The following is a 21,645-nucleotide window of genomic DNA, read 5'->3' on the forward strand; positions in this document are numbered from 1 at the left end:
CCAGCAGTTCCCCTTCCCGCAACGACAGGAGACGCGCATGCAATTGAACGGAAAAGTCGCACTGATCACCGGCGCCGCCAGCGGCATCGGCAAGGAAATCGCCCTGGTTTACGCCCGCGCCGGCGCGGCGGTGGCCATCGCCGACATCAATCTGGACGCCGCCCGCAAGACCGCCGACGAAATCGTCAGCGGCGGCGGCAAGGCCATGGGCGTGGCGATGGACGTCACCAGCGAGGACGCGGTCAACCAGGGCACCCAGCAGGTGGTGGACGCCTTCGGCCGGCTGGACATCCTGGTGTCCAACGCCGGCATCCAGATCGTCAATCCCATCGTCGACTACAGCTTTGCCGACTGGAAAAAGATGCAGGCCATCCACGTGGACGGCGCCTTTCTCACCACCAAGGCCGCGCTGCCGCATATGTACCAGGACGATCGCGGCGGCGTGGTGATCTATATGGGCTCGGTGCACTCGCACGAAGCCTCGCCGCTGAAATCGGCCTATGTCGCCGCCAAGCACGCCCTGCTGGGCCTGGCGCGCGTGCTGGCCAAGGAAGGCGCGCCGCACAATGTGCGCTCGCACGTGATCTGCCCCGGCTTCGTGCGCACACCGCTGGTGGACAAGCAGATTCCGGAGCAGGCCAAGGCGCTGGGCATCAGCGAGGAAGAAGTGGTCAAGCGCGTGATGCTGGGCAACACAGTGGACGGCGTGTTCACCACGGTGGACGACGTGGCGCAGACCGCGCTGTTCCTGGCCGCCTTTCCCAGCGCCGCGCTGACCGGCCAGTCCATCGTGGTCAGCCACGGCTGGTACATGCAATAAGGAGAGGCCATGGCGCTGGAAAAACGCAATCCGGCCTGCCACGCCGATGCCGGGATCCACTGCAGTCCGGCCTTGCCGCCGGACCATCGCTACCAGGTGGTGGCCCTGGTGCTGCAGGGCGGCGGCGCGCTGGGCGCCTACCAGGCCGGCGTCTACCAGGGGCTGGCCGAGGCTGAGCTGCATCCCAACTGGGTGGCCGGCATCTCCATCGGCGCCTTGAACGCCGCCGTCATCGCCGGCAATCCGCCGGAGCAGCGCGCGGAGCGGCTGCAACAGTTTTGGTCCACCATCAGCCGCCAGCCGCTGCTGCCGCCCAGCCCGCACAATCTGGTGGACGCGGAATGGCCGCCGGCGCTGCAGGGCTGGCTGAACGGGCTGGAGGCGTGGCGCGCGCTGATCGAGGGCCAGAACGGCTTCTTCGTGCCGCGCTCGCCGCTGCGCGCTCCGGCCGGCGGCACCGCCAGCTTCTACGACACCGCGCCGCTGAAAAGCACGCTGGAGCGCCTGGTGGATTTCGACCGCCTCAACGACAGCGGCGAAATGCGGGTATCGGTGGGCGCGGTCAATGTAAAAAGCGGCAACTTCGTCTATTTCGACAACACCCGGCAGCGCCTGCGGCCCGAGCACTTCATGGCATCCGGCGCGTTGCCGCCCGGTTTCCCGGCGGTGGAGATAGACGGCGAGCATTACTGGGACGGCGGCATGGTGTCCAACACCCCGCTGCAGCAGGTGCTGACGGCCCGGCCGCGCAAGCACTCGCTGGTGTTCCAGGTGGACCTGTGGAACGCGCGCGGCGCGCTGCCGGAAGACTTGTCCACGGTGGCGCTGCGGCAAAAGGACATCCAGTTTTCCAGCCGCACACGCATGATCACCGGCTATATGAAGGAAACGCAGCAATTCCGCCAAATGCTGCGCGAGGTGATGGAACTGGTGCCGGAGGCGCAGCGCGACGCGCCGGCCTACCGCCGCGCCGCCGAGCAGGCCTGCGACCGCCTGTTCAACGTGCTGCACCTGATCTATCAGGACAAGCCCTGCGAAGGCCACTACAAGGACTACCAGTTCAGCGCCCGCGCCATGCGCGAGCACTGGGACAGCGGCCTGGCCGATATCCGGTCCAGCCTGGCCCACCCGGAATGGCTGCGCATGCCGCAGCCAGACCAACCCTTCGTCAGCCACGATGTGCATCGCCCGGGCTAAGCCGGACCATGGCGACGGTTTGCTATGCTGTAACGGTGCCGTGGAGGAGAGACCGGGGTGGGAATCCGAATGCGAGATTGGCTGCTAGTCGCACTGACCCTGTTCTCCCTGCCGGCTGCGGCAGGGCGGCCGCTACGCCTGCTGACCGAGGATGATCCGCCGTTCAACTACCCAGACGACCACGGCGGCATCACCGGCATCTCCACGGAAATGGTCACGGAGGCTTTCCGCCGCGCCGGCCTCAGCTACACCATGCAGGTCATGCCCTGGCTGCGCGCCTATAGGCTGGCGCAAAGCGACAAGCATGCCTGCCTGTTCTCCACCACGCGCAATGCGGAGCGCGAAAAACAGTTCCAATGGGTGGGTCCGCTGCTGAAAAACGACTGGGCCGTATTCGCCGGCCCGCGCAGCCCGGCCGCCATCCGGAACATGCAGGCGCTGCGCCCCTATCGCATAGGCGGCTACCGCGGCGATGCCGTCGCGCTGTATCTGCAAAACCGCGGTTACAAGCTGGAATACACCTCGGACGACGTGCTGAACCTGCGCAAGCTGATGGCCGGCCATATCGACTTCTGGGCCTCAGGCATCTACCACGCCCACGACCTCGCCAAGCACGCGCACCTGGGCCCGCTGCGCAAGGTGGCCGTATTCTCCACCAGTTATCTCTACCTGGCCTGCCACCCGCAAATCCCGCCTGACACGCTGACGCGGCTTAGCGCCGCCCTGCACGCCATGCAAAAGGACGGCTTCGTCGGCAAACTGAAAAAGCGCTATCTGGACAGCCCTTGAGCCGCCCCCTGCTTAAGCCGGAAACGGCAGCCGCCAAACGTGTCAGCGGATATCGGCCGGCCAGGATGCCATATGCCGCATCAACTGTTCGCCATCGTCGGCGAACAGCGCTCGCCGCGCCTCCTCATAAGCCGGCACATCCCCGGCCGGCGCCGTCATGAATGGATAGGCCGCGGCGGGCGCCGCGCGAAGGAAAAAGCATCGCGGAAGTCGCCGAAAGCGTAGGCTACGGCTCGGAAGCCGCCTTCCATTCCGCATTCAAACGGCTCGTCGGGCAAAGCACCGGGGGTATCGACAAGCGCAGGGGCGAGCCTAGGGAATGCGCCTCATGAATGGCCCTTACCCGCCCTCAGCCCGCCTCCACCCGATTACGGCCGGCTTGCTTGGCGCGATACAAGGCCTGGTCGGCGCGGGTTTCGAGCCGGCTGATGGTGTCGCCGGCTTGATAGCTGGCGACGCCGAAGCTGGCGGTGATCGGCCCCGCATCGGCAAAGGCATGCCCGGCGATGGCCTCGCGCAGGGATTCGGCCACCCGCAACGCGCCGTCGCGCTCGGTATGCGGGCAAATCACCAGGAACTCCTCCCCTCCCCAGCGCCCCGCGACATCGCTTTGCCGCACCCGGTCGCCCAGCACCTGCGCCACGCCTTTGAGCACCCGGTCCCCGGCCGGATGGCCCCAGGTATCGTTGACCCCCTTGAAGTGGTCCACATCCAGCAGGATCAAGGAGAACACCGAGCCATGGCGGCGCGACTCGGCAAAATAAGTCTCCAGGGACTGATCCAGAAACAAGCGGTTGGCCAAGCCGGTCAGCTTGTCCGTCACCGACAGCCGCGCCAGCTCGATATTCTTCTCCTGCAGCTCGCGCGTGCGCTCCGCCACCGTTTGCTCCAGCGACGCGTTCAGCTCGCGCAGCGCTTCATTCTGCTGCTTCAGGCTGCGATCCAGCGCATAGGTCCTGAGCGCGGTTTGCAGCGTCAGCACCAAATCGTCGTTGTCCCATGGTTTTTCGATGAAGCGGTATAGTCCGGCCTGGTTGATGGCCCGCTTCACCCCCATCAGATCGCTCTGCCCGGTCAGCATGATGTTCATGGTCGCCGGCAGTCGCTGCCGTATCTCGGCCAGCAGTTCGTCGCCCTTCATGCCCGGCATGATGTAGTCGGCAAACACCACCGGCACCTCCTCCCCCTCCTCGCGCAATGCGTCCACCAGTTCCAACGCTTCTTCTGCGCTTTCAGCGATTTCGATGGATTGGTGCCTGTCCAGATTTTGCGAAAGCAGGGCCCGCAGGGCATTCAGCACCGAAATATCGTCATCGACGCATAAAATCACCTCATTGGCCACGGCATCCTCCTTGCTTTGCGATAGCCGGCTGCCTTGAGAATAGGCCAGTTTGGGCGGGAAATCGGGCGCCAAACGCATGCGCCGGGGCCTATACTGGCGTGCAGACGCCTCCCTCTTTCCCGCTCCCATGGCTGCTTGTCGACGCTTTACTCAATCCGCCCGCCAGGCCGCGCGGCTATGGCTTCTCTGCTGGCTGATCTGGCATGGCGGGACGGCCTGGCCCGCCTCGGCCGGCGCGTCATGGCCGGATGCCGTCTTGGCCCGGCGGCACGATGGCGCGGCGTCTGTCAGCCATCGCCCCTATCTGCGGACAAGCGACCAAGCCGCGCAATGGCAGCGCCCGGCGGCGGAGCGCGCGGCGCAAACCGCCTGGTATCAAACCTCATGGTTCCTGATGCTGCTGGCGCTGCTGGCCCTGCTGGCGCTGTATTTGTTTGCCTGGGCGCGAACGGCCGTGCTGCACAAGCAACGGCGCGCGCTGAGCCAGGAAGTGGAGCGGCAGACGCTGGCGCTGCAAGCGGCCAATGCCGAACTCGCCGTTTCGGCCGACATCCTGCGCCAGCTAGGCGATGTCGGGCGCGACATCACCGCCAGGCTGAACGCCACCGATGTATTCGAGTCCTTGCAGCGCCATATCGCGGAGCTGCTGGATTGCCCGCATATCTCGCTATACCGGCTGAGCGCCGACGGCAGCCTGCTTAACCGCGTGTTCAGCGTAGAAGACGGCAAGCCCCTGCCATACGACACCATTCCGCTGGACTTGCCGCACTCCAACTCCGCCCGCGCCATCCGCGAACAGCGCGAGATCCTCACCGAATGGGACCCGGACACCCCCAGCCCCAGCCACATGCCCGGCACCCGGCGCATGCTGACCAATCTGTTCGTGCCATTGATCGTGGGCCAGCAAACGCTGGGCGTGATGAGCATTCAATCGGACAAGCAGCGCGCTTTCGGCGAACGCGAATGCATGATCTTCCGCACGCTATGCGCCTACGCCGCCATCGCGCTGGCCAATGGCGACGCCTACCACGCCGCGCAAACGGCCGAGGCGCAGACCGCCGCCGCCCTGCAAGAGCTCAAGCACGCCCAGGCGCAAATGATCCAGCAAGAAAAAATGGCGTCCCTGGGGCAATTGATCGCCAATGTCGCCCACGAAATCAACACGCCCATCGGCGCCATCAAATCCAGCAATCAGAGCGGCGCGCTCGCGGCCCGCCGCGCCATGCAGCAGCTGCTGCAATTGGCGCCAACCCTGGACGACGCCATGCGGGAGCGCTTCGCCGACCTGCTGGCGCACTGCCATCCGGCCGGCAGCCAAGGATTGAGCAGCCGGGAACAGCGCGCCCTGCGCCGCAGCCTGCAGGGCGCGCTGGAGACCCTGGGCATTGACGACGCCAGCCAGGTGGCGGAAGTCTTCCTGCAGTGCCACTTGCAGGGCGACATCGCGCGCTACACGCCGCTCCTGCGGCACGGCTCGCGCGATCTCATCCTCGACACCGCGCAGCAAATGTCGATCGCGCTGGGCAACGCCGCCAATATCGAGGCCGCGATAGAGCGGGTGGGGAAAATCGTCTACGCGCTCAAGTCCTTCTCGCGCCACGACAGCAGCGGCATCTTCCATGAAGTCGACGTCCGCGACAGCATAGACACCGTGCTGACCATCTATCAGCACCAGCTGCGCCAGGGCGTGGAGGTGCTGCGCGAATACGAGGATGTCCCGCCCATCCCCTGCTTGCCGGACGAGCTGGGCCAAGTGTGGACCAACCTGGCCCACAACGCGCTGCAAGCCATGAACGGCAAGGGCACCCTGACCATCGCCGTGCGGCAATCCGGCGATGACATCGCCATTGCCATGAGCGATACCGGCCACGGCATTCCCGCCGCCATCCGCGACAAAATCTTCGAGCCCTTTTTCACCACCCGACGCAGCGGCGAGGGCAGCGGCCTGGGGCTGGACATCGTCAGCAAAATCGTCGCCCGCCACCATGGCCGCATCGAGATCGATAGCGCAGAAGGCAAGGGCACGACGGTCACCGTCTATCTGCCCATGCGCCAGATAGAGGAATGAACCGGCTGGCGCACTCAACTGCAGCCGATCGTTTTATGGGAAATTATGGGAAACCAATAATTATGGGTTTCCCATAATTTTCTATAAAGCAGCACCAAGCATGAGCGGCCTCTGCTAGCGATTGATCAACGACACAACTCCCCGCGTCTCCCAAGCACAAATCTCGCCGCACAAGGAGGATGCCCAAGGAGGGCTGGCGACTGGTTCTCGGCCAAAGCAGCCGGTCATGCCTTTGTGCTAGCATGGCTGCTATCGGCCATTTTCTGCCGGTCGAAAACGACAGTTCAGGGGGCGGCCCATAAACTCGAGCAAATCCAATGCTGGTGCAAAATTGAGAAATGACAGCGCGTCTTCTTCGAGTCTCGAAAATTCTTCACAGGATCTGGCAGGTCGAGTGCGCCAGTGATGCACCCCCATCGTACTGGCAGGAGCGCCTGCTGGATTCAGCATTGAGCACCGCAAATGACGATCGAACAATCTAAAACGCAGTTGATCTCGCTCATCTACAACGCTGAGTTAAAGGTCTTCGCGCTGGTAGGAGCATGGGGTACCGGCAAAACCCATCTCTGGAACGAGATTCGCAAAGCGTCGCAGGACCCGATTATCAAAGGCGCGCGCTACGTATCTCTCTTTGGCTTGAAAGACATCAATCAGCTCAAGCTTAAGGTGATCCAAAGCGCGCTCCCAGTAGGCGGAGAAAGCAGCTCGTTGACAGAAGGTCTGATGAAGACTTGGAAGGTCTGCGCCGACGCCTTGAAGAAAGTCCACCAGGGATTTTCAGCGATCGACGAGCTTACGCTGGTAGCAGTTCCTGTCGCCTTGCGTAACCGATTCGTAGTCATCGACGACATCGAGCGCAAGCACGCCGCGTTATCAGTTGACGAGGTTCTGGGCTTCGTCGACGAATACTCTCAAAATTTCGGTACGCGATTCCTCTTGATTCTCAACTCGGACCAGTTCTCCTCGCCTACCGACAGCGCGCTCTGGACGGCGTTCCGAGAGAAAGTCGTCGAAGAAGAACTTCGTTTCACGCCAACACCTGGGGAGGCGTTTGATATCGCGGTTCCGAATTTGGATAGCCCTTACCGCGCGATGGCCAGGACTGCGGTGGACGCGTGCGGGATCACAAATATCCGAGTCATTCGTAAGGCTTACCGTCTTGTGGTTCGTCTCCTCGGTGCGACTGGGGACATGCCTCTTGCAATACAAGCACGAACTGTTCCTTCGATTGTGCTCATTTCTGCTCTTGCAAACAAAGCCATCAAGGACGGGCCGACTCTGGAGTATGTCGCAGGCTATAACCGAGGTTCTGGCGACGTTGTGAAGCGCTATCTCGGGCAGAAGGACGATGCTTCAAAGGAGAAAGACGAGGACTCAACGCCAGCGGCATGGAAAGTTCTGCTGTCAAAACTAGGGATCAACTCTTCGGACGAATTTGAAGAACTGGTTGTCGCCTTCGTTTGTGACGGAAGACACGACGCAAAAGCGATTGAGGCCATCGTCCAAGACTACCAACACAACGAGAATCGCACCGAAGCTAGAAATCTCGCGCAAGCATTCTTTGAACATTTCAATTGGGGCATCACAGACTACGATGACAACGATCTCGTAGCGGATGCGGTCAAGCTCATCGCCAGAGTCGCCGACCTTGACGCCTACACTGTCACGGCCCTGGCAAAACAGATGGTCTATCTACCTGGCGGTGCCAAACTTGAAAATGATTTGACTGATGGTTGGTTGGCTCACTTCGCGACCATCTCCGACAAGACCGAACTCGGGAGATCGCCGTTCAATCAGCAACTACATCCCAAACTTGAGGCTGCAATAGACAATGCGCGCGATGCTCGAATTCATAGTGCGACCGTCGTCGATGCCATCAAGCACCTTATTGAGAACAGCGGCTGGGGACGCAGGGAAGAGGCGGCAATGAGAGCCGCTACGATCGATGATTTCGAGACAGCGATGCGGACGTTAAAAGGCCGTGATTTCAAGCTTTTCATACTTAAAAGTTTGGAAATTCTCGAGCAGAACCAAGTGTACGAGAAAAACTTCGGCCAGGCAGGGATGAATTTCTTGGAAGCATGCCGGCGTATCGCCAGAGCCGAGAAAGATAACCGTTTCGGACGGTTGATCCGGATGTTGTTCGCAGAGAGCAAAGTGCCAGCGCTTTTGGCGGAGGGTGAAATTGCAGCCAAGCCATAGGTACCGACAACGATCAACTGCAATGTAGCGGTAGAAAGACGACGCTCCCTGGATCTATAAGGGCAGCCGACCTCTATTGAGAAAACAGGCCTGCGGAGACATTACCCTCGCTACTCGATTGTACGAGCATCAGCTTCTGGGTTCCCAAACCGGTACCGCCGATGTCGGGTATGGGTTAGTAGTGGCCAGCGCGAGCTTTGCCTGGTTTGTCCGCTTTGGCCGAAAAGCGATTATCTGAAGAATTGATACGACATAACTAAAGAAGAAGGGGCCCGCGGCCCCTTCTCTGTTGTCAGACTCCGACTAACTTTATTCGGATCCGACGGACTTTATTCGGATCCGACGGACTTTATTCGCTCTAGCCAATTAGCCCTAGCCGCCTCACTCAACCGTGACGGATTTTGCGAGGTTGCGCGGCTTATCCACATCCGTGCCACGCGACAGCGCGACGTGGTAAGCCAGCATCTGCACCGGGATGGTGTGGACGATGGGGCTGAGGACGCCGACGTGGCGCGGGGTGCGGATCACGTGCACGCCGTCGGACTCGCTGAAATGGCTGTCGGCGTCGGCGAACACGAACAGCTCGCCGCCGCGGGCGCGCACTTCCTGCATGTTCGACTTCACTTTTTCCAGCAGCGCGTCGTTGGGGGCGATCACCACCACCGGCATGTTTTCGTCCACCAGCGCCAGCGGGCCGTGCTTCAGCTCGCCGGCCGGGTAGGCTTCGGCGTGGATGTAGGAGATTTCCTTCAGTTTCAGCGCGCCTTCCAGGGCGATGGGGTAATGCAGGCCGCGGCCGAGGAATAGCGCATCGTCCTTGGCGGCGAAGCGCTCGGACCAAGCCTTGATCTGCGGCTCCAGGTTCAGCGCGTGCTGCACGCTGCCCGGCAGGTGGCGCAGTTCGTCCAGATATTGCGCTTCCATCTCGGCCGATACGCGCCCGCGGGTCTTGCCCAGGGTCACGGCCAGGGCGAACAAGCCCACCAGCTGGGTGGTGAAGGCCTTGGTGGAGGCCACGCCGATTTCGGCGCCGGCGCGGGTGTAGAACACCAGGTCGCTGGCGCGCGGGATGGCGGATTCGCGCACATTGCAGATGGACAGCGCGTACTGGTGGCCCAGCTCCTTGGCGTACTTCAGCGCCTCCATGGTGTCCAGCGTTTCGCCGGACTGGGAGATGGTGACGATCAAGTGCTTGGGATTGGCGAAGGCGTCGCGATAGCGGTATTCGCTGGCGATTTCCACGTCGCAGGCGATGCCGGCGATGCTTTCGATCCAGTATTTGGCGGTCATGCCGGCGTAGTAGCTGGTGCCGCAGGCCAGGATCTTCACGCCTTCCAGCTGCGGCAGGATGGCGGCGGCGGCCGCGCCGAACAGTTCCGGATGGAAGCCGGCGTCTTGCACCGCTTCGATGGTATCGGCCAGCGCTTTCGGCTGCTCGTGGATTTCTTTCTGCATGAAGTGGCTGTACGGGCCCAGCTCCAAGGACGCCAGCGACACGTCGGACAGATGTACCGGGCGCTCGATGGGCTGGTCGTGCTTGTCGATCAGCTTGACGCCATCGCGGGTGAGGTGGCCGATGTCGCCCTCTTCCAGGAAGATCACGCGGCGGGTGGCGGACAGGATGGCGGAGACGTCGGAGGCGATGAAGTTTTCGCCCTCGCCCAGGCCCACCAGCAGCGGGCAGCCCATGCGGGCGCATACCAGTTCGTCTGGGCGGTCCACGGCGATCACGCCGATGGCGTAAGCGCCGGTCAGCTCGCGGGTGGCTTGCTTCACCGCGTCGAACAGGCTGCTGCCCGCTTGATAATAGTGATGCACCAGGTGGGCGATCACTTCGGTGTCGGTTTGCGATTCGAAGGCGTAGCCCAAGTCCTTCAGGCGCAGGCGCTGTTGTTCGTGGTTTTCGATGATGCCATTGTGCACCACCGCGATCTTGCCGAAGGAGATGTGCGGGTGGGCGTTATATTCGGTCACGCCGCCGTGAGTGGCCCAGCGGGTGTGGCCGATGCCGAGGAAACCCTGCAGGTTTTCTTCGGCGGCGGCGCCTTCCATTTCGGCCACGCGGCCGACGCGGCGCACGCGGCGGATTTCATCGCCGGCCAGCACGGCCACGCCGGCAGAGTCATAGCCGCGGTATTCCAGCCGCTTCAGGCCGTCTACCAGGATAGGAACGATATTACGCTGCGCGATGGCGCCAACGATGCCGCACATTTACTTTCTCCTTGCCGTGTCTTGAATGATGGGCGCGCAAATCAGCGTCACGCCCTTCGCTTGTATCCTGTCTCTGGCGTCTTGCGCCAGGCCGTCGTCAGTCACCAGGGTGTGGATCTTGTCCCAGGGCAACTCCAGATTGGGGATGCGGCGGCCTATCTTTTCCGACTCCACCATCACGATCACCTCGCGCGCCACGTCCGCCATCACGCGGGACAGGCCCACCAGTTCGTTGAAGGTGGTGGTGCCGCGCGCCAGGTCTATGCCGTCGGCGCCGATGAATAATTGGTCGAAGTCATAGGAGCGCAGCGCCTGCTCGGCGATCTGGCCCTGGAACGACTCGGAATGCGGGTCCCAGGTGCCGCCGGTCATCAGCAGAATCGGTTCGTTTTCCAGCTCGCGCAGCGCGCCGGCCACATTCAGCGAGTTGGTCATCACCACCAGGCCGCGCTTGTTGCCCAATAGCGCAATCATCGCGCTGGTGGTGGTGCCGCTGTCGATGATGACGCGGTTGTGGTCGCGCAGCCGTTCCGCCGCCGCGCGGGCGATGGCTTGCTTTCGCTTCGAAACTTTATCCGCGTCCGGCTCCGCCACCATCTCGCTGGGCAGCGACACCGCGCCGCCGTAACGGCGCAGCAGCAAGCCGCCGGTTTCCAGCAGGGCCAGGTCCTTGCGGATGGTGACTTCCGATGTGGCGAAACGCTGGGTCAGCTCTTCCACGCTGACTTCGCCTTTTTCCTGCACCAGCGCGGCAATGGCATGGCGTCGCTGCTGAGTGTTTCGTTTTGTCATCTTAAGTTTCGTTTCGAAAGTTTTGCGATGATATAGCTGAAGTGGCGAGCAGGCAAGCGTTTACCGATGGACAGGCCATAAATTGAGCAGGCCGCAGACTATACCCAGCCAGGCCGCCGGCTTGCCAAGGCAATGACAAAGAGATATTCTGACTCATCTCAAACATCGATTTTTCCGGAGAGGGCCAAACGATGGATCTGAGCTCTGTTTATCAGCAGCTGATGGCCAATGAAGCCGCTTTGTTGACGGCGGATATACGGCGCGATGCCACTATGCTGGACAGCCTGATCGCTGACGATTTTCTCGAATTTGGCGCATCGGGCGCCGCGTTTGGCAAAAGCGAAGTGATGGAGCGCTTGCCTACAGAAGAAAGCCCTGTGATTCAGGCGCAAGACTTCCAGGCGCGGCAGTTGGGAGAGGGCGTGGTGCAGATTACCTACAAATCGGTAAGGGATCCGGCATCCAGCGCGCCGCGCCATGCCCTGCGCAGCTCCATCTGGCGTTGCCGCGACGGCCGCTGGCAGATGGTGTTTCATCAGGGCACCGTCACCGAGCCCTTTGCTGTCGGGTGAGGCGGCAACTTCCCGCGCGGCTTTGACTGAGTCCAATCCGCGTACAACGCATCAAAAGCTTCGCGGCTGAAACCGCTCCTACACGATGAGGCGCAGGGGTGGTTTCAGCCGCGAATTCAAATAGCGCTATTCAGTGCTATCCGCTTTTCTTCTCTGGCCGCTTCCAACCCGGAATGGTCACCTGGCGCGCGCGCGCCACGGTCAGCTCGCCGGCCGGCGTATTCTTGCTGATCACGGAACCCGCGCCTATGGTGGCATCGCGCTCCAGCGTCACCGGCGCCACCATCAGCGTGCCGGAGCCGACGAAGACGTTGTCGCCGATAATGGTCTTGAACTTGTTGACGCCGTCGTAATTGCAGGTGACGGAGCCGGCGCCGACATTAACCTTGCGGCCGATCTCGGCGTCGCCGATATAAGTCAGGTGATTGACCTTGGAGCCGTCGCCTATCTTGCTCTTCTTCACTTCGACGAAGTTGCCGATATGCACGTGGGCCGCCAGTTCCGCGCCAGGGCGCAGGCGGGCGTAGGGGCCTATCTTGCATGCCTCGCCGACCACCGCGTCTTCCAGGTGCGAGAACGGGGCGATCTTGGCGCCTGCGGCGATACGCACATTCTTCAGCACGCAGTGCGCGCCGATTTCAACGTTATCGCCCAGCTCCACCGCGCCTTCGAATACGCAGCCGACGTCGATGCTGACGTCCATGCCATGCTTGAGTTCGCCGCGGATATCGATGCGCGCCGGGTCGGCCAGCGTCACGCCGGCTTCCAGCAAGGCGCGCGCCTGATTGGCTTGCAGGATACGCTCCAGCTCGGCCAGCTGCAGTTTGTTGTTGACGCCGGTGGCTTCCCAGCTGGCATCGACGCTGGCGCTTTCCACCGCCACGCCGTCTTTCACCGCCAGTTCCAGCACGTCGGTCAGATAGTATTCGCCCTGGGCATTGCCGTTGTTCAGCGCGTTCAGCCAGCCGGCCAGACGCGCATTGGGCAGCGCCATCATGCCGGTGTTGATCTCGCGGATGGCCAGCTGTTCCGGCGTGCAATCCTTATGCTCGACGATGGCCTTGAGCTTGCCGTCTGCGCCGCGCACCATGCGGCCGTAGCCGCTGGCGTCCGCCAGCACGTCGGTCAATACGGCCATGCCGGCGCCAGCCGCAGCGGCCAGGCGACGCAACGTTTCCGCCTTGGTCAGCGGCACATCGCCGTACAGCACCAGGGTCTTGCCATCGGCCGGCAAATGCGGCAGCGCCATTTTCAGCGCATGGCCGGTGCCCAATTGCTCGGTTTGTTCGGCCCAGATGATGTCGTTGTCCGCGATGCGCGCGCGCACCTGATCGCCGCCATGGCCATACACCACCACCAGACGGGAAGGATTCAGGCCACGCGCGGTGCGGATCACGCGCGCCAGCATCGGCTCGCCGCCGATGGGGTGCAATACTTTGGGCATGCTGGAATACATGCGCTTGCCCTTGCCGGCGGCAAGGATGACGATATTCAGACTGTCCATATCAAAAATCCTAAAACCATAATCTGGCCACCAAATCCACGAAAACACACGAAACCGACGCTTGCCGCAGCCAAACCGCCTGCGCCGCGAATCATGCGGGCCAGAGCAAGCCCCATGGGCAGCACCGCGGCTATTTCGTGCTTTTTTGAGGGTTTCGTGGCTAAAAAGCCGTTTTACAGGTCGGCGAAAAATGAAAAAGGCTGCCACTTGCGTGGCAGCCTTGCACTATACACGATTGCGCATCGCGTAATCAGTGAGCGCGCTTCTTGAGGTAATCCAGCGTCTTGAGCTCGGCAATCGCCACCGCCAGTGCGGCGTGGGCTTTGGCCGTGCTCATGTCGTCGGTCGCGTGCTTGAGGGCATCCTCGGCAGCGCGTTTCGCCTCATTGGCGCGGGCCTCATCGAGATCCTCGCCGCGGATCGCCGTATCGGCGAGCACGGTGATCAGGCTCGGCTGCACTTCCATCATGCCGCCGGACACCGCCACCAGTACTTCTTCCTTGGCGCCCGGCACCTTCAGACGAAGCACGCCGGGCTTGATACGGGTCAGGAGCGGCACGTGTTGCGGGTAGACGCCGATCTCGCCTTCGGTAGCCGGCGCGACGACGAATTCCGCCTCGCCGGAGAAGATGAGTTGCTCGGTGCTAACCACTTCCACACGCATCTTGGACATCCGCCCTCTCCTTAGTTAAGGGTCTTGGCTTTCTCGGCAGCTTCGTCGATCGCGCCAACCATGTAGAACGCTTGTTCCGGCAGGTGGTCGTATTCGCCAGCGAGAATGGCCTTGAAGCCCTTGATGGTTTCACGCAGCGGCACGTATTTGCCCGGGGAACCGGTAAATACTTCGGCCACGTGGAACGGCTGGGACAGGAAGCGCTGGATCTTACGGGCGCGAGCCACGACCAGTTTGTCTTCCTCGGACAGTTCGTCCATGCCCAGAATCGCGATGATGTCGCGCAGTTCCTTGTAGCGCTGCAGAGTGGACTGCACGCCGCGGGCGACGGAGTAGTGCTCGTCGCCAACCACCAGCGGATCCAGCTGGCGCGAGGTGGAGTCGAGCGGGTCCACGGCCGGGTAGATACCCAGCGAGGCGATGTCGCGCGACAGTACCACGGTAGCGTCCAAGTGGGCGAAGGTGGTCGCCGGGGACGGGTCGGTCAAGTCATCTGCAGGAACGTATACGGCCTGGATGGAGGTAATGGAACCATCCTTGGTCGAGGTAATACGCTCTTGCAGGCGGCCCATTTCCTCGGCCAGCGTCGGCTGGTAGCCCACGGCGGACGGCATACGGCCCAGCAGAGCGGACACTTCGGTACCGGCCAGGGTGTAGCGGTAGATGTTGTCCACGAACAAGAGAACGTCGCGGCCCTTGCCGTTTTCGTCCTTCTCGTCGCGGAAGTGCTCGGCCATGGTCAGGCCGGTCAGGGCCACGCGCAGACGGTTGCCCGGCGGCTCGTTCATCTGACCGTACACCATCGCTACCTTGTCCAGAACGTTGGAGTCCTTCATTTCGTGGTAGAAGTCGTTACCTTCACGGGTACGCTCACCCACGCCAGCGAACACGGACAGACCCGAGTGGGCCTTGGCGATGTTGTTGATCAACTCCATCATGTTCACGGTCTTGCCCACACCGGCGCCACCGAACAGACCCACTTTGCCGCCCTTGGCGAACGGGCACAGCAGGTCGATCACCTTGATGCCGGTTTCCAGCAGGTCGGTGGCGGCAGACAGCTCGTCAAACTTCGGAGCCGACTGGTGAATGGCACGACGCTTGTCGGTGGCAACCGGACCGGCTTCATCCACCGGGTTGCCCAACACGTCCATGATGCGGCCGAGGGTGGCGGCGCCAACCGGCACCGAAATCGGTGCGCCGGTGTTGGCTACGGCCATGCCACGCTTCAGACCGTCGGAGCTGCCCATTGCAATGGTACGGACCACGCCGTCGCCCAGCTGTTGCTGAACTTCGAGCGTCAGGTCGGCGTCTACCAGCTTCAGGGCATCATAAACCTTCGGCATGGCGTCGCGCGGAAATTCCACGTCGATCACCGCGCCAATGATTTGTACGATTTTGCCTTGGCTCATTATCGCTTCCTAAATTTAACTTTTCACAGTTCCGTTGACGGTTACACCGCCGCGGCACCTGCCACGATTTCCGACAACTCGGTCGTAATCGCCGCCTGACGCGCCTTGTTGTAGACCAGGCGCAGCTGCTTGATGGTGTTGCCCGCGTTGTCGGTGGCGGCTTTCATCGCCACCATCCGCGCGGCCTGCTCGGAGGCCATGTTTTCGGCCAGAGCCTGATACACCACCGATTCCAGATAACGGCGCACCAGGAATTCCATCAGCGTCGGCGCATCCGGCTCGTACAGGTAATCCCACGAGTGCGAATGCTCCACCACCATATGGTGCGGGGTCAGCGGAAGCAGCTGTTCGAGTGCCGGCTCCTGCTTCATGGTGTTCACGAAGCTGGAGTACACGATGTAGACCGCGTCCAGTTCGCCATCAGCGAACTGATTGAACAGAACCGTAAGCGGGCCAATCAGTTTTTCCATCTTCGGCACATCGCCGAGATGGACCGCGCTGGCCACGACGTTCAGACGAGCGCGCTGGGCAGCCGCCAGGCCTTTTTGGCCCAGGCAGCAGACGTCGACTTCGACGCCCTGATCCTGCAGTTCCTTGACCTTGCCGAAGAAGCGCTTGAACGTGTTCACGTTCAGGCCGCCGCAAAGGCCCTTGTCGGAGGAAACCAGGATGATGCCGGCGCGCTTGATCGTCTCGCGACGGGCAAGCAGGGGGTGACTCAGTTCCGCATTCGCCTGAGCGAGGTGCGCCATAACCGTGCGCACCTTCTCGGCGTAAGGACGGGCAGCGCGCATACGCTCTTGCGTTTTGCGCATCTTCGAGGTCGACACCATCTGCATAGCGCGGGTGATCTTCTGCGTGTTTTGCACGCTTCGGATCTTGGTGAGAATCTCTTTACCGACTGCCATATCCTGAACCTTTCTTTAGCAACGACTTATCGTCTAAGGCTCAGTTGAAGCTGTAGCCAGCCTTGAACGATTCCATCGCCTTGGCCAGTACCTTCTCGTTGTCGGCAGACAGATCACCGGAGGCGTTCACGGCCTGCAGCACATCGGCGTGGTTGGCACGCACGTTGGCCAGGAACTCGGCTTCGAAAGCCAGAGCCTTCTTCACCGGAACGTCTTCGTAGCTGCCCTTGTTCACCGCCCACAGGGTCAGCGCCATTTCAGCGGTGGACAGGGTGGAGAACTGCTTTTGCTTCATCAGTTCGGTCACCACTTCACCGTGCGACAGCTGCTTGCGGGTGGCTTCGTCCAGGTCGGAGGCGAACTGCGCGAACGCAGCCAACTCGCGATACTGAGCCAGGGCCAGACGGATACCGCCGCCGAGCTTCTTGATCACCTTGGTCTGAGCGGCGCCGCCCACGCGCGATACCGAGATACCGGCGTTGATGGCCGGACGGATGCCCGCGTTGAACAGGTCGGTTTCCAGGAAGATCTGGCCGTCGGTAATCGAAATCACGTTGGTCGGAACGAACGCGGAAACGTCGCCGGCCTGGGTTTCGATGATAGGCAGAGCGGTCAGCGAACCGGTCTTGCCCTTCACGGCGCCGCCGGTCAGCTTTTCCACTTCCTCTTCGTTGATGCGCGCGGCGCGCTCCAGCAGACGGGAGTGGAGATAGAACACGTCGCCCGGGTAGGCTTCGCGGCCCGGCGGACGGCGCAGCAGCAGCGAAATCTGACGGTAGGCGACGGCTTGCTTGGACAGGTCGTCGTATACGATCAGCGCGTCTTCGCCGATGTCGCGGAAGTATTCGCCCATCGCGCAGCCGGAGTACGGGGCGATGAACTGCAGGGCGGCGGCTTCGGAAGCGGTGGCGGCCACGATGATGGTGTGACCCATCGCGCCGTGCTCTTCCAGCTTGCGAACCACGTTGGCGATGGAAGAAGCCTTCTGACCTACGGCTACGTAGATGCAGATGACGCCATTGCCCTTCTGGTTGATGATGGCGTCCAGCGCCACGGCGGTCTTGCCGGTCTGACGGTCGCCAATGATCAGCTCACGCTGGCCGCGGCCAACCGGAACCATGGAGTCGATGGACTTCAGGCCGGTTTGCATCGGCTGCGATACCGACTTACGCGCGATCACGCCCGGAGCGATCTTTTCGATCGGGGACGAGGCCTTGGCGTTGATCGGACCCTTGCCGTCGATGGGCTGACCCAGGGCGTTGACCACGCGGCCAACCAGTTCCGGACCCACCGGCACTTCCAGAATGCGACCGGTGCACTTGACTTCGTCGCCTTCGGAGATGTGCTCGTACTCGCCCAGCACCACGGCGCCGACAGAGTCGCGCTCCAGGTTCATGGCGAGGCCAAAGGTGTTGCCCGGGAATTCGAGCATTTCGCCCTGCATCACATCGGCCAGGCCGTGGATGCGGACGATACCGTCGGTCACGGAGATAACCGTGCCCTTGGTGCGAACTTCAGCGCCTTCGGCCAGATTCTGAATCTTGGCCTTGATCAGATCGCTGATTTCAGAGGGGTTCAACTGCATGATCTCTCCTAATTCTTGAGGCTTGCTGCCATGGCTTGCAGTTTGCCGCGCACGGAAGCGTCGATGACGTCGTCGCCCACCGACACGCGAACGCCGCCGATCAGGTCGGCGTTCTCACGCACATCAAGACGCACGGTCTTGCCGTACTTCTTGGAAAGCATGGTGGTCAGTTCGGCTTTCTGGTCATCGGACATGGCAAACGCGGACTCCGCTTGGGCGTCCACGATGTCTTCCGATTGCGCCTTGAGCAATTCAAACTGCGCGGCGATTTCCGGCAGCAGCGTCAAACGGGCGTTCTCGATCAGCGCGGCGATGAAGCGTTTTACGTCTTCGTTTCCGCGCGGGCCGAGCACATCCAGCATCAGCGCCTCAACCTCTTGTGCGGTATGTTTCGGATGGGTGATGACTTCCACCAGATCCGGGTTATTCACCATGGCAGCCAGCCACGACAGCGCTTCCGACCATTGGCCGAGGGTGCCCTGTTCCGTGGCGAGGCTGTATACCGCTTCGGCGTAGGGCCTTGCGACGGTAATGAGTTCTGCCATGAGTTAATTAAAACTCCGCTTTGATGGAGGCAAGCAGGTCGGCGTGCTTAGCGGCGTCGATCTCCTTGCGCAGGATCTTCTCGGCGCCGGCAACGGCCAGGTCGGCAACTTGCGCGCGCAGACTTTCCTTGGCGCGCAGCACTTCCTGGTCGATTTCAGACTTGGCGTCGGCCACGATGCGGGCACCTTCGGTGCGTGCCGCTTCCTTGGCTTCGTCCACGATCTGACTGGCGCGCTTCTCGGCGGCAACCACGATCTCGGTAGCCTGCTGCTTAGCCTTGCGGATTTCGTCCGCAACGCGCTTTTCAGCCGCTTCCAGATCTTGCTTGCCACGTTCCGCAGCGGCCAAGCCATCAGCAATGCGCTTGGCCCGCTCATCCATCATGTTGGTAAGCGGAGGCCAAACAAACTTCATGGTGAACCATACCAGGATGGCGAACGTGATCGCCTGGCCCAGTAGTGTTACGTTGAATTCCACGCTTGTTTTCCTCCAGAGTATGACTACAACAACCGTTTACCGATCCGTAGAAAACGGATTAGTGAGCAGCCTTAACGATAGCCAGGGCAGCAGACAGGAACGGGTTGTTGAAGGTGAACAGCATGGCAACACCAACACCAATCATGGAGATCGCGTCCAGCAGACCGGCGATGATGAACAGCTTGGTTTGCAGAACCGGGATCATTTCCGGCTGACGAGCGGAGGACTCGAGGAACTTGCCACCCAGAATGGCGAAACCGATAGCGGTGCCCAGAGCGCCCAGGCCAATGATCAGGGCTGCAGCGATAGCGGTCATCGACTGGATCTGAGAAACGAGTGCTTCCATTGTGTATCTCCTAAGACTTAAAGCAAGGATGGTTGGTAAAAAAGTATGGTGAATCTACAGGTAAATCAGTGCGCTTCCACTGCCAGGCTCAGGTACACGATGGTCAGCATCATGAACACGAAAGCCTGCAGGGTGATGATCAGGATGTGGAAGATCGCCCACGGCGCGCCCAACACCCACTGCAGGCCCCAGGGCAGCAGCGCGATCAGGATGAAGATCAGTTCGCCGGCGTACAGGTTGCCGAACAAACGAAGAGACAGCGAAATCGGCTTGGCGGCCAGTTCGACCAGCTGGAACGCGAAGTTCAGCGGAGCCAGGATGACGGCGCCCACCGGGTGGGAGCTGTGGAACGGCGCGGTCAGCAGTTCCTTGCCCCAGCCGCCCAGGCCCTTGGCCTTGATCGAGAAGCCCACGATCAGGATCAGCACGGACAGCGACATGGCGAAGGTGGCGTTGACGTCGGCGGACGGCACGACGCGGAAGTACACGTGGTGCGGCTCCAGGCCGAAGAAGGCGTAGCCGATCCACTGGGCGATCATCGGGAACAGATCCACCGGGAACAAGTCCATGAAGTTCATCAGGAACACCCAGCAGAAGATGGTCAGCGCCAGCGGGGCGATCATCTTGCTCTTGCCGTGGAACACTTCGCGCACCTGGGTTTGCACCAGCTCGATGATCATCTCGACGAACAGCTGCAGGCGGCCCGGCGCCTCGATGCTGGCGCGGCGCGCCACGCAGGCGAACACGCCGGCGAAGAGGAAGCCGAGCAGCAGGGAGATGGAGAAGGTATCAACGTGCAGGCTCCAGAAACCGGCCGACGGGTCCGAGTTCCAGAAGGTCAGGTGGTGCTTGATATAGTCTGTTGCGTTGCTTGCCATCGCTCTTTTCTCAATTTTTGATTAGAAGCCCGAAGCCGTAGCCGGAGGTGGCGGCAAAGAACCCACCCAAAAAGCCGACTACGGACAAATCCTTGAAACTGGCCAAAACCGCACCACTTAGCAGTACGGTCAGGCAAAACTTTACCGCCTCGGCCAGAAAATGCGCCTTGATCAGCACCGCAGGCGCCACATGGCGCTTGGCATAGGCAATCCTGGCATACACCAGGGCCGGGCCCAGCACCACCAATCCGCCGAGCAGCGCGGACAAGGCGACCGTCATATTGCCGCCGCTGGCGAGTAGCGCGACGACTACAGCCAACCCGACCAGGCTGGCCTGCAGGCGCAGCACGCGCTTCACTTCCTGATAGATCATGGCCGCCAGTGCAAAAAAACCGCTGGATTATAGGCTTCGCATTTGCGTTGCGTCAACTTTGCCAGACTGCGGCTTTTGCGTCGCAACAAGCTCATTTTTGGGGATTTTTTTGCAGCTTGGCCAGCAGGGAGTCGAGTTCGTCCAAGCTGGCATATTCTATGACCAGCCTGCCGTGGCCGCTGACCGCGTGGCGTATGCTGACCCGTGCGCCTATGGCTTCGGACACCTGCTCTTCCAGCCTGGCCACATCGGGATCGACGCGCTTTTGCTGCGCGGAAACTGTCTCCTTTTGCGCAACATGCTGCTGTACTCGGCGCTCCACTTCGCGCACGGACAAGCCCTTGCGCACCGCCTCGCCCGCCAGCTCCAGCTGCGCCACGGCCGGCAAAGTCAGCAAGGCGCGGGCGTGGCCCATCTCCAGCTGGCCCTCGTGCATCATCTGCTGCAAGGGCTGCGGCAGGGCCAGCAGGCGCAGCAGATTGGATACGGCGCTGCGCGAACGGCCTACCGCGTCAGCCGCCGTTTCATGCGTCAGGCCGAACTCGTCTATCAGGCGCTTGATGCCCTGCGCCTCTTCAATCGGGTCCAGTTCCTGGCGCTGGATGTTCTCGATCAGCGCCATCGCCAGCGCGGCCTCGTCCGGCACGCTCTTGATCACCACCGGCACCTCGGCGAGGCCGGCCTTGCGCGAGGCGCGCCAGCGGCGTTCGCCGGCGATCAGCTCGTAGTCGCCCAGGCCCAGCTCGCGCACGATCAGCGGCTGGATGATGCCCTGGGCGCGGATGGAGGCCGCCAGCTCGTCCAGGGCGGTCTCGTCCATGAAGCTGCGCGGCTGGTACTTGCCGGGGCGGATGCTGTCGATCGGGAGAGTGGAAAGTCTGTCGTCCACCGCGTCAACGGTGGACAGGAGCGCGTCGAGTCCGCGCCCCAATCCTTTTAATTTGGCCATATTG

The 21,645-nt window shown here is 61.7% G+C and carries 21 protein-coding genes; 6 read left to right on the plus strand and 15 right to left on the minus strand.

All coding sequences use genetic code 11. From position 1 onward, the window contains the following. Positions 1-37: 37 nt before the first annotated feature. The 3 genes from FYK34_RS15305 (at position 38) to FYK34_RS15315 (ending at position 2,806) form a co-directional block, all read left to right on the plus strand. Complete coding sequence (locus tag FYK34_RS15305; protein ID WP_149297862.1) at positions 38-820, plus strand: 3-hydroxybutyrate dehydrogenase; 783 nt, start codon at positions 38-40, stop codon at positions 818-820. Positions 821-829: 9 nt separating this feature from the next. Beyond that, a complete protein-coding gene (locus tag FYK34_RS15310; RefSeq protein ID WP_149297864.1) occupies positions 830-2,017 on the plus strand; it encodes a patatin-like phospholipase family protein in 1,188 nt (395 codons plus the stop codon). A 69-nt stretch (positions 2,018-2,086) separates the two neighbouring features. Continuing rightward, complete coding sequence (locus FYK34_RS15315; protein WP_149297866.1) at positions 2,087-2,806, plus strand: substrate-binding periplasmic protein; 720 nt, start codon at positions 2,087-2,089, stop codon at positions 2,804-2,806. Between the two features lie 42 nt (positions 2,807-2,848). Here FYK34_RS15315 and FYK34_RS21215 read toward each other — a convergent pair whose 3' ends face one another. Together FYK34_RS21215 and FYK34_RS15330 are read right to left on the minus strand one after the other, a co-directional pair. Beyond that, entirely contained in the window at positions 2,849-3,064 is a 216-nt protein-coding gene (locus tag FYK34_RS21215; RefSeq protein WP_149297868.1) for a DUF2239 family protein, read from the minus strand. A gap of 91 nt (positions 3,065-3,155) precedes the next feature. Continuing rightward, positions 3,156-4,226: a GGDEF domain-containing response regulator gene (locus FYK34_RS15330; RefSeq protein WP_149297873.1), complete on the minus strand. Its 1,071-nt coding sequence runs from the start codon at positions 4,224-4,226 to the stop codon at positions 3,156-3,158. Between the two features lie 178 nt (positions 4,227-4,404). On the opposite strand from FYK34_RS15330, the gene FYK34_RS15335 reads away from it, so the two are divergent. Then, the gene (locus FYK34_RS15335) at positions 4,405-6,216 is read left to right on the plus strand and encodes an ATP-binding protein (protein ID WP_168209766.1); all 1,812 of its coding nucleotides are present in this window, start codon (positions 4,405-4,407) and stop codon (positions 6,214-6,216) included. Positions 6,217-6,678: 462 nt separating this feature from the next. After that, complete coding sequence (locus FYK34_RS15340) at positions 6,679-8,418, plus strand: hypothetical protein (protein WP_149297878.1); 1,740 nt, start codon at positions 6,679-6,681, stop codon at positions 8,416-8,418. Between the two features lie 381 nt (positions 8,419-8,799). Here FYK34_RS15340 and glmS read toward each other — a convergent pair whose 3' ends face one another. Together glmS and FYK34_RS15350 are read right to left on the minus strand one after the other, a co-directional pair. After that, entirely contained in the window at positions 8,800-10,629 is a 1,830-nt protein-coding gene (gene glmS / locus FYK34_RS15345) for a glutamine--fructose-6-phosphate transaminase (isomerizing) (protein WP_149297880.1), read from the minus strand. After that, on the minus strand, positions 10,630-11,421 hold the full coding sequence (locus FYK34_RS15350; RefSeq protein WP_149297882.1) for a DeoR/GlpR family DNA-binding transcription regulator: 792 nt from the start codon (positions 11,419-11,421) through the stop codon (positions 10,630-10,632). It lies immediately after the preceding gene. Positions 11,422-11,642: 221 nt separating this feature from the next. Between FYK34_RS15350 and FYK34_RS15355 the strand changes: the two genes are divergently transcribed. Then, positions 11,643-11,993: a nuclear transport factor 2 family protein gene (locus FYK34_RS15355; RefSeq protein WP_168209767.1), complete on the plus strand. Its 351-nt coding sequence runs from the start codon at positions 11,643-11,645 to the stop codon at positions 11,991-11,993. A 136-nt stretch (positions 11,994-12,129) separates the two neighbouring features. On the opposite strand, the gene glmU is transcribed toward FYK34_RS15355, so the two are convergent. The 11 genes from glmU to FYK34_RS15410 form a co-directional block, all read right to left on the minus strand. After that, the gene (glmU, locus tag FYK34_RS15360; RefSeq protein WP_149297886.1) at positions 12,130-13,497 is read right to left on the minus strand and encodes a bifunctional UDP-N-acetylglucosamine diphosphorylase/glucosamine-1-phosphate N-acetyltransferase GlmU; all 1,368 of its coding nucleotides are present in this window, start codon (positions 13,495-13,497) and stop codon (positions 12,130-12,132) included. A gap of 250 nt (positions 13,498-13,747) precedes the next feature. Then, complete coding sequence (locus FYK34_RS15365; protein ID WP_076226530.1) at positions 13,748-14,170, minus strand: F0F1 ATP synthase subunit epsilon; 423 nt, start codon at positions 14,168-14,170, stop codon at positions 13,748-13,750. A gap of 11 nt (positions 14,171-14,181) precedes the next feature. After that, positions 14,182-15,579, minus strand: a complete 1,398-nt coding sequence (gene atpD / locus FYK34_RS15370; RefSeq protein ID WP_149297888.1) for a F0F1 ATP synthase subunit beta — start codon at positions 15,577-15,579, stop codon at positions 14,182-14,184. A gap of 41 nt (positions 15,580-15,620) precedes the next feature. Continuing rightward, a complete protein-coding gene (gene atpG, locus FYK34_RS15375; protein WP_149297890.1) occupies positions 15,621-16,487 on the minus strand; it encodes a F0F1 ATP synthase subunit gamma in 867 nt (288 codons plus the stop codon). 40 nt (positions 16,488-16,527) lie between these two features. Then, on the minus strand, positions 16,528-18,072 hold the full coding sequence (gene atpA, locus FYK34_RS15380) for a F0F1 ATP synthase subunit alpha (protein WP_149297892.1): 1,545 nt from the start codon (positions 18,070-18,072) through the stop codon (positions 16,528-16,530). Positions 18,073-18,080: 8 nt separating this feature from the next. After that, the gene (locus FYK34_RS15385) at positions 18,081-18,617 is read right to left on the minus strand and encodes a F0F1 ATP synthase subunit delta (protein WP_149297894.1); all 537 of its coding nucleotides are present in this window, start codon (positions 18,615-18,617) and stop codon (positions 18,081-18,083) included. Between the two features lie 7 nt (positions 18,618-18,624). Next, positions 18,625-19,095, minus strand: a complete 471-nt coding sequence (locus FYK34_RS15390) for a F0F1 ATP synthase subunit B (protein WP_149297896.1) — start codon at positions 19,093-19,095, stop codon at positions 18,625-18,627. A gap of 58 nt (positions 19,096-19,153) precedes the next feature. Beyond that, positions 19,154-19,441 carry a F0F1 ATP synthase subunit C gene (atpE, locus tag FYK34_RS15395; protein WP_021474885.1) on the minus strand — a complete coding sequence of 96 codons (288 nt, stop codon included), beginning with the start codon at positions 19,439-19,441 and terminating at the stop codon, positions 19,154-19,156. Between the two features lie 65 nt (positions 19,442-19,506). After that, positions 19,507-20,319, minus strand: a complete 813-nt coding sequence (gene atpB / locus FYK34_RS15400) for a F0F1 ATP synthase subunit A (RefSeq protein WP_149297898.1) — start codon at positions 20,317-20,319, stop codon at positions 19,507-19,509. A gap of 10 nt (positions 20,320-20,329) precedes the next feature. Next, on the minus strand, positions 20,330-20,692 hold the full coding sequence (locus tag FYK34_RS15405; RefSeq protein WP_149297900.1) for an ATP synthase subunit I: 363 nt from the start codon (positions 20,690-20,692) through the stop codon (positions 20,330-20,332). Between the two features lie 91 nt (positions 20,693-20,783). Then, positions 20,784-21,641 carry a ParB/RepB/Spo0J family partition protein gene (locus FYK34_RS15410; RefSeq protein ID WP_149297902.1) on the minus strand — a complete coding sequence of 286 codons (858 nt, stop codon included), beginning with the start codon at positions 21,639-21,641 and terminating at the stop codon, positions 20,784-20,786. Positions 21,642-21,645: the final 4 nt, after the last annotated feature.

Source organism: Chromobacterium paludis (assembly GCF_008275125.1).
Classification (GTDB): Bacteria; Pseudomonadota; Gammaproteobacteria; order Burkholderiales; family Chromobacteriaceae; genus Chromobacterium; species Chromobacterium paludis.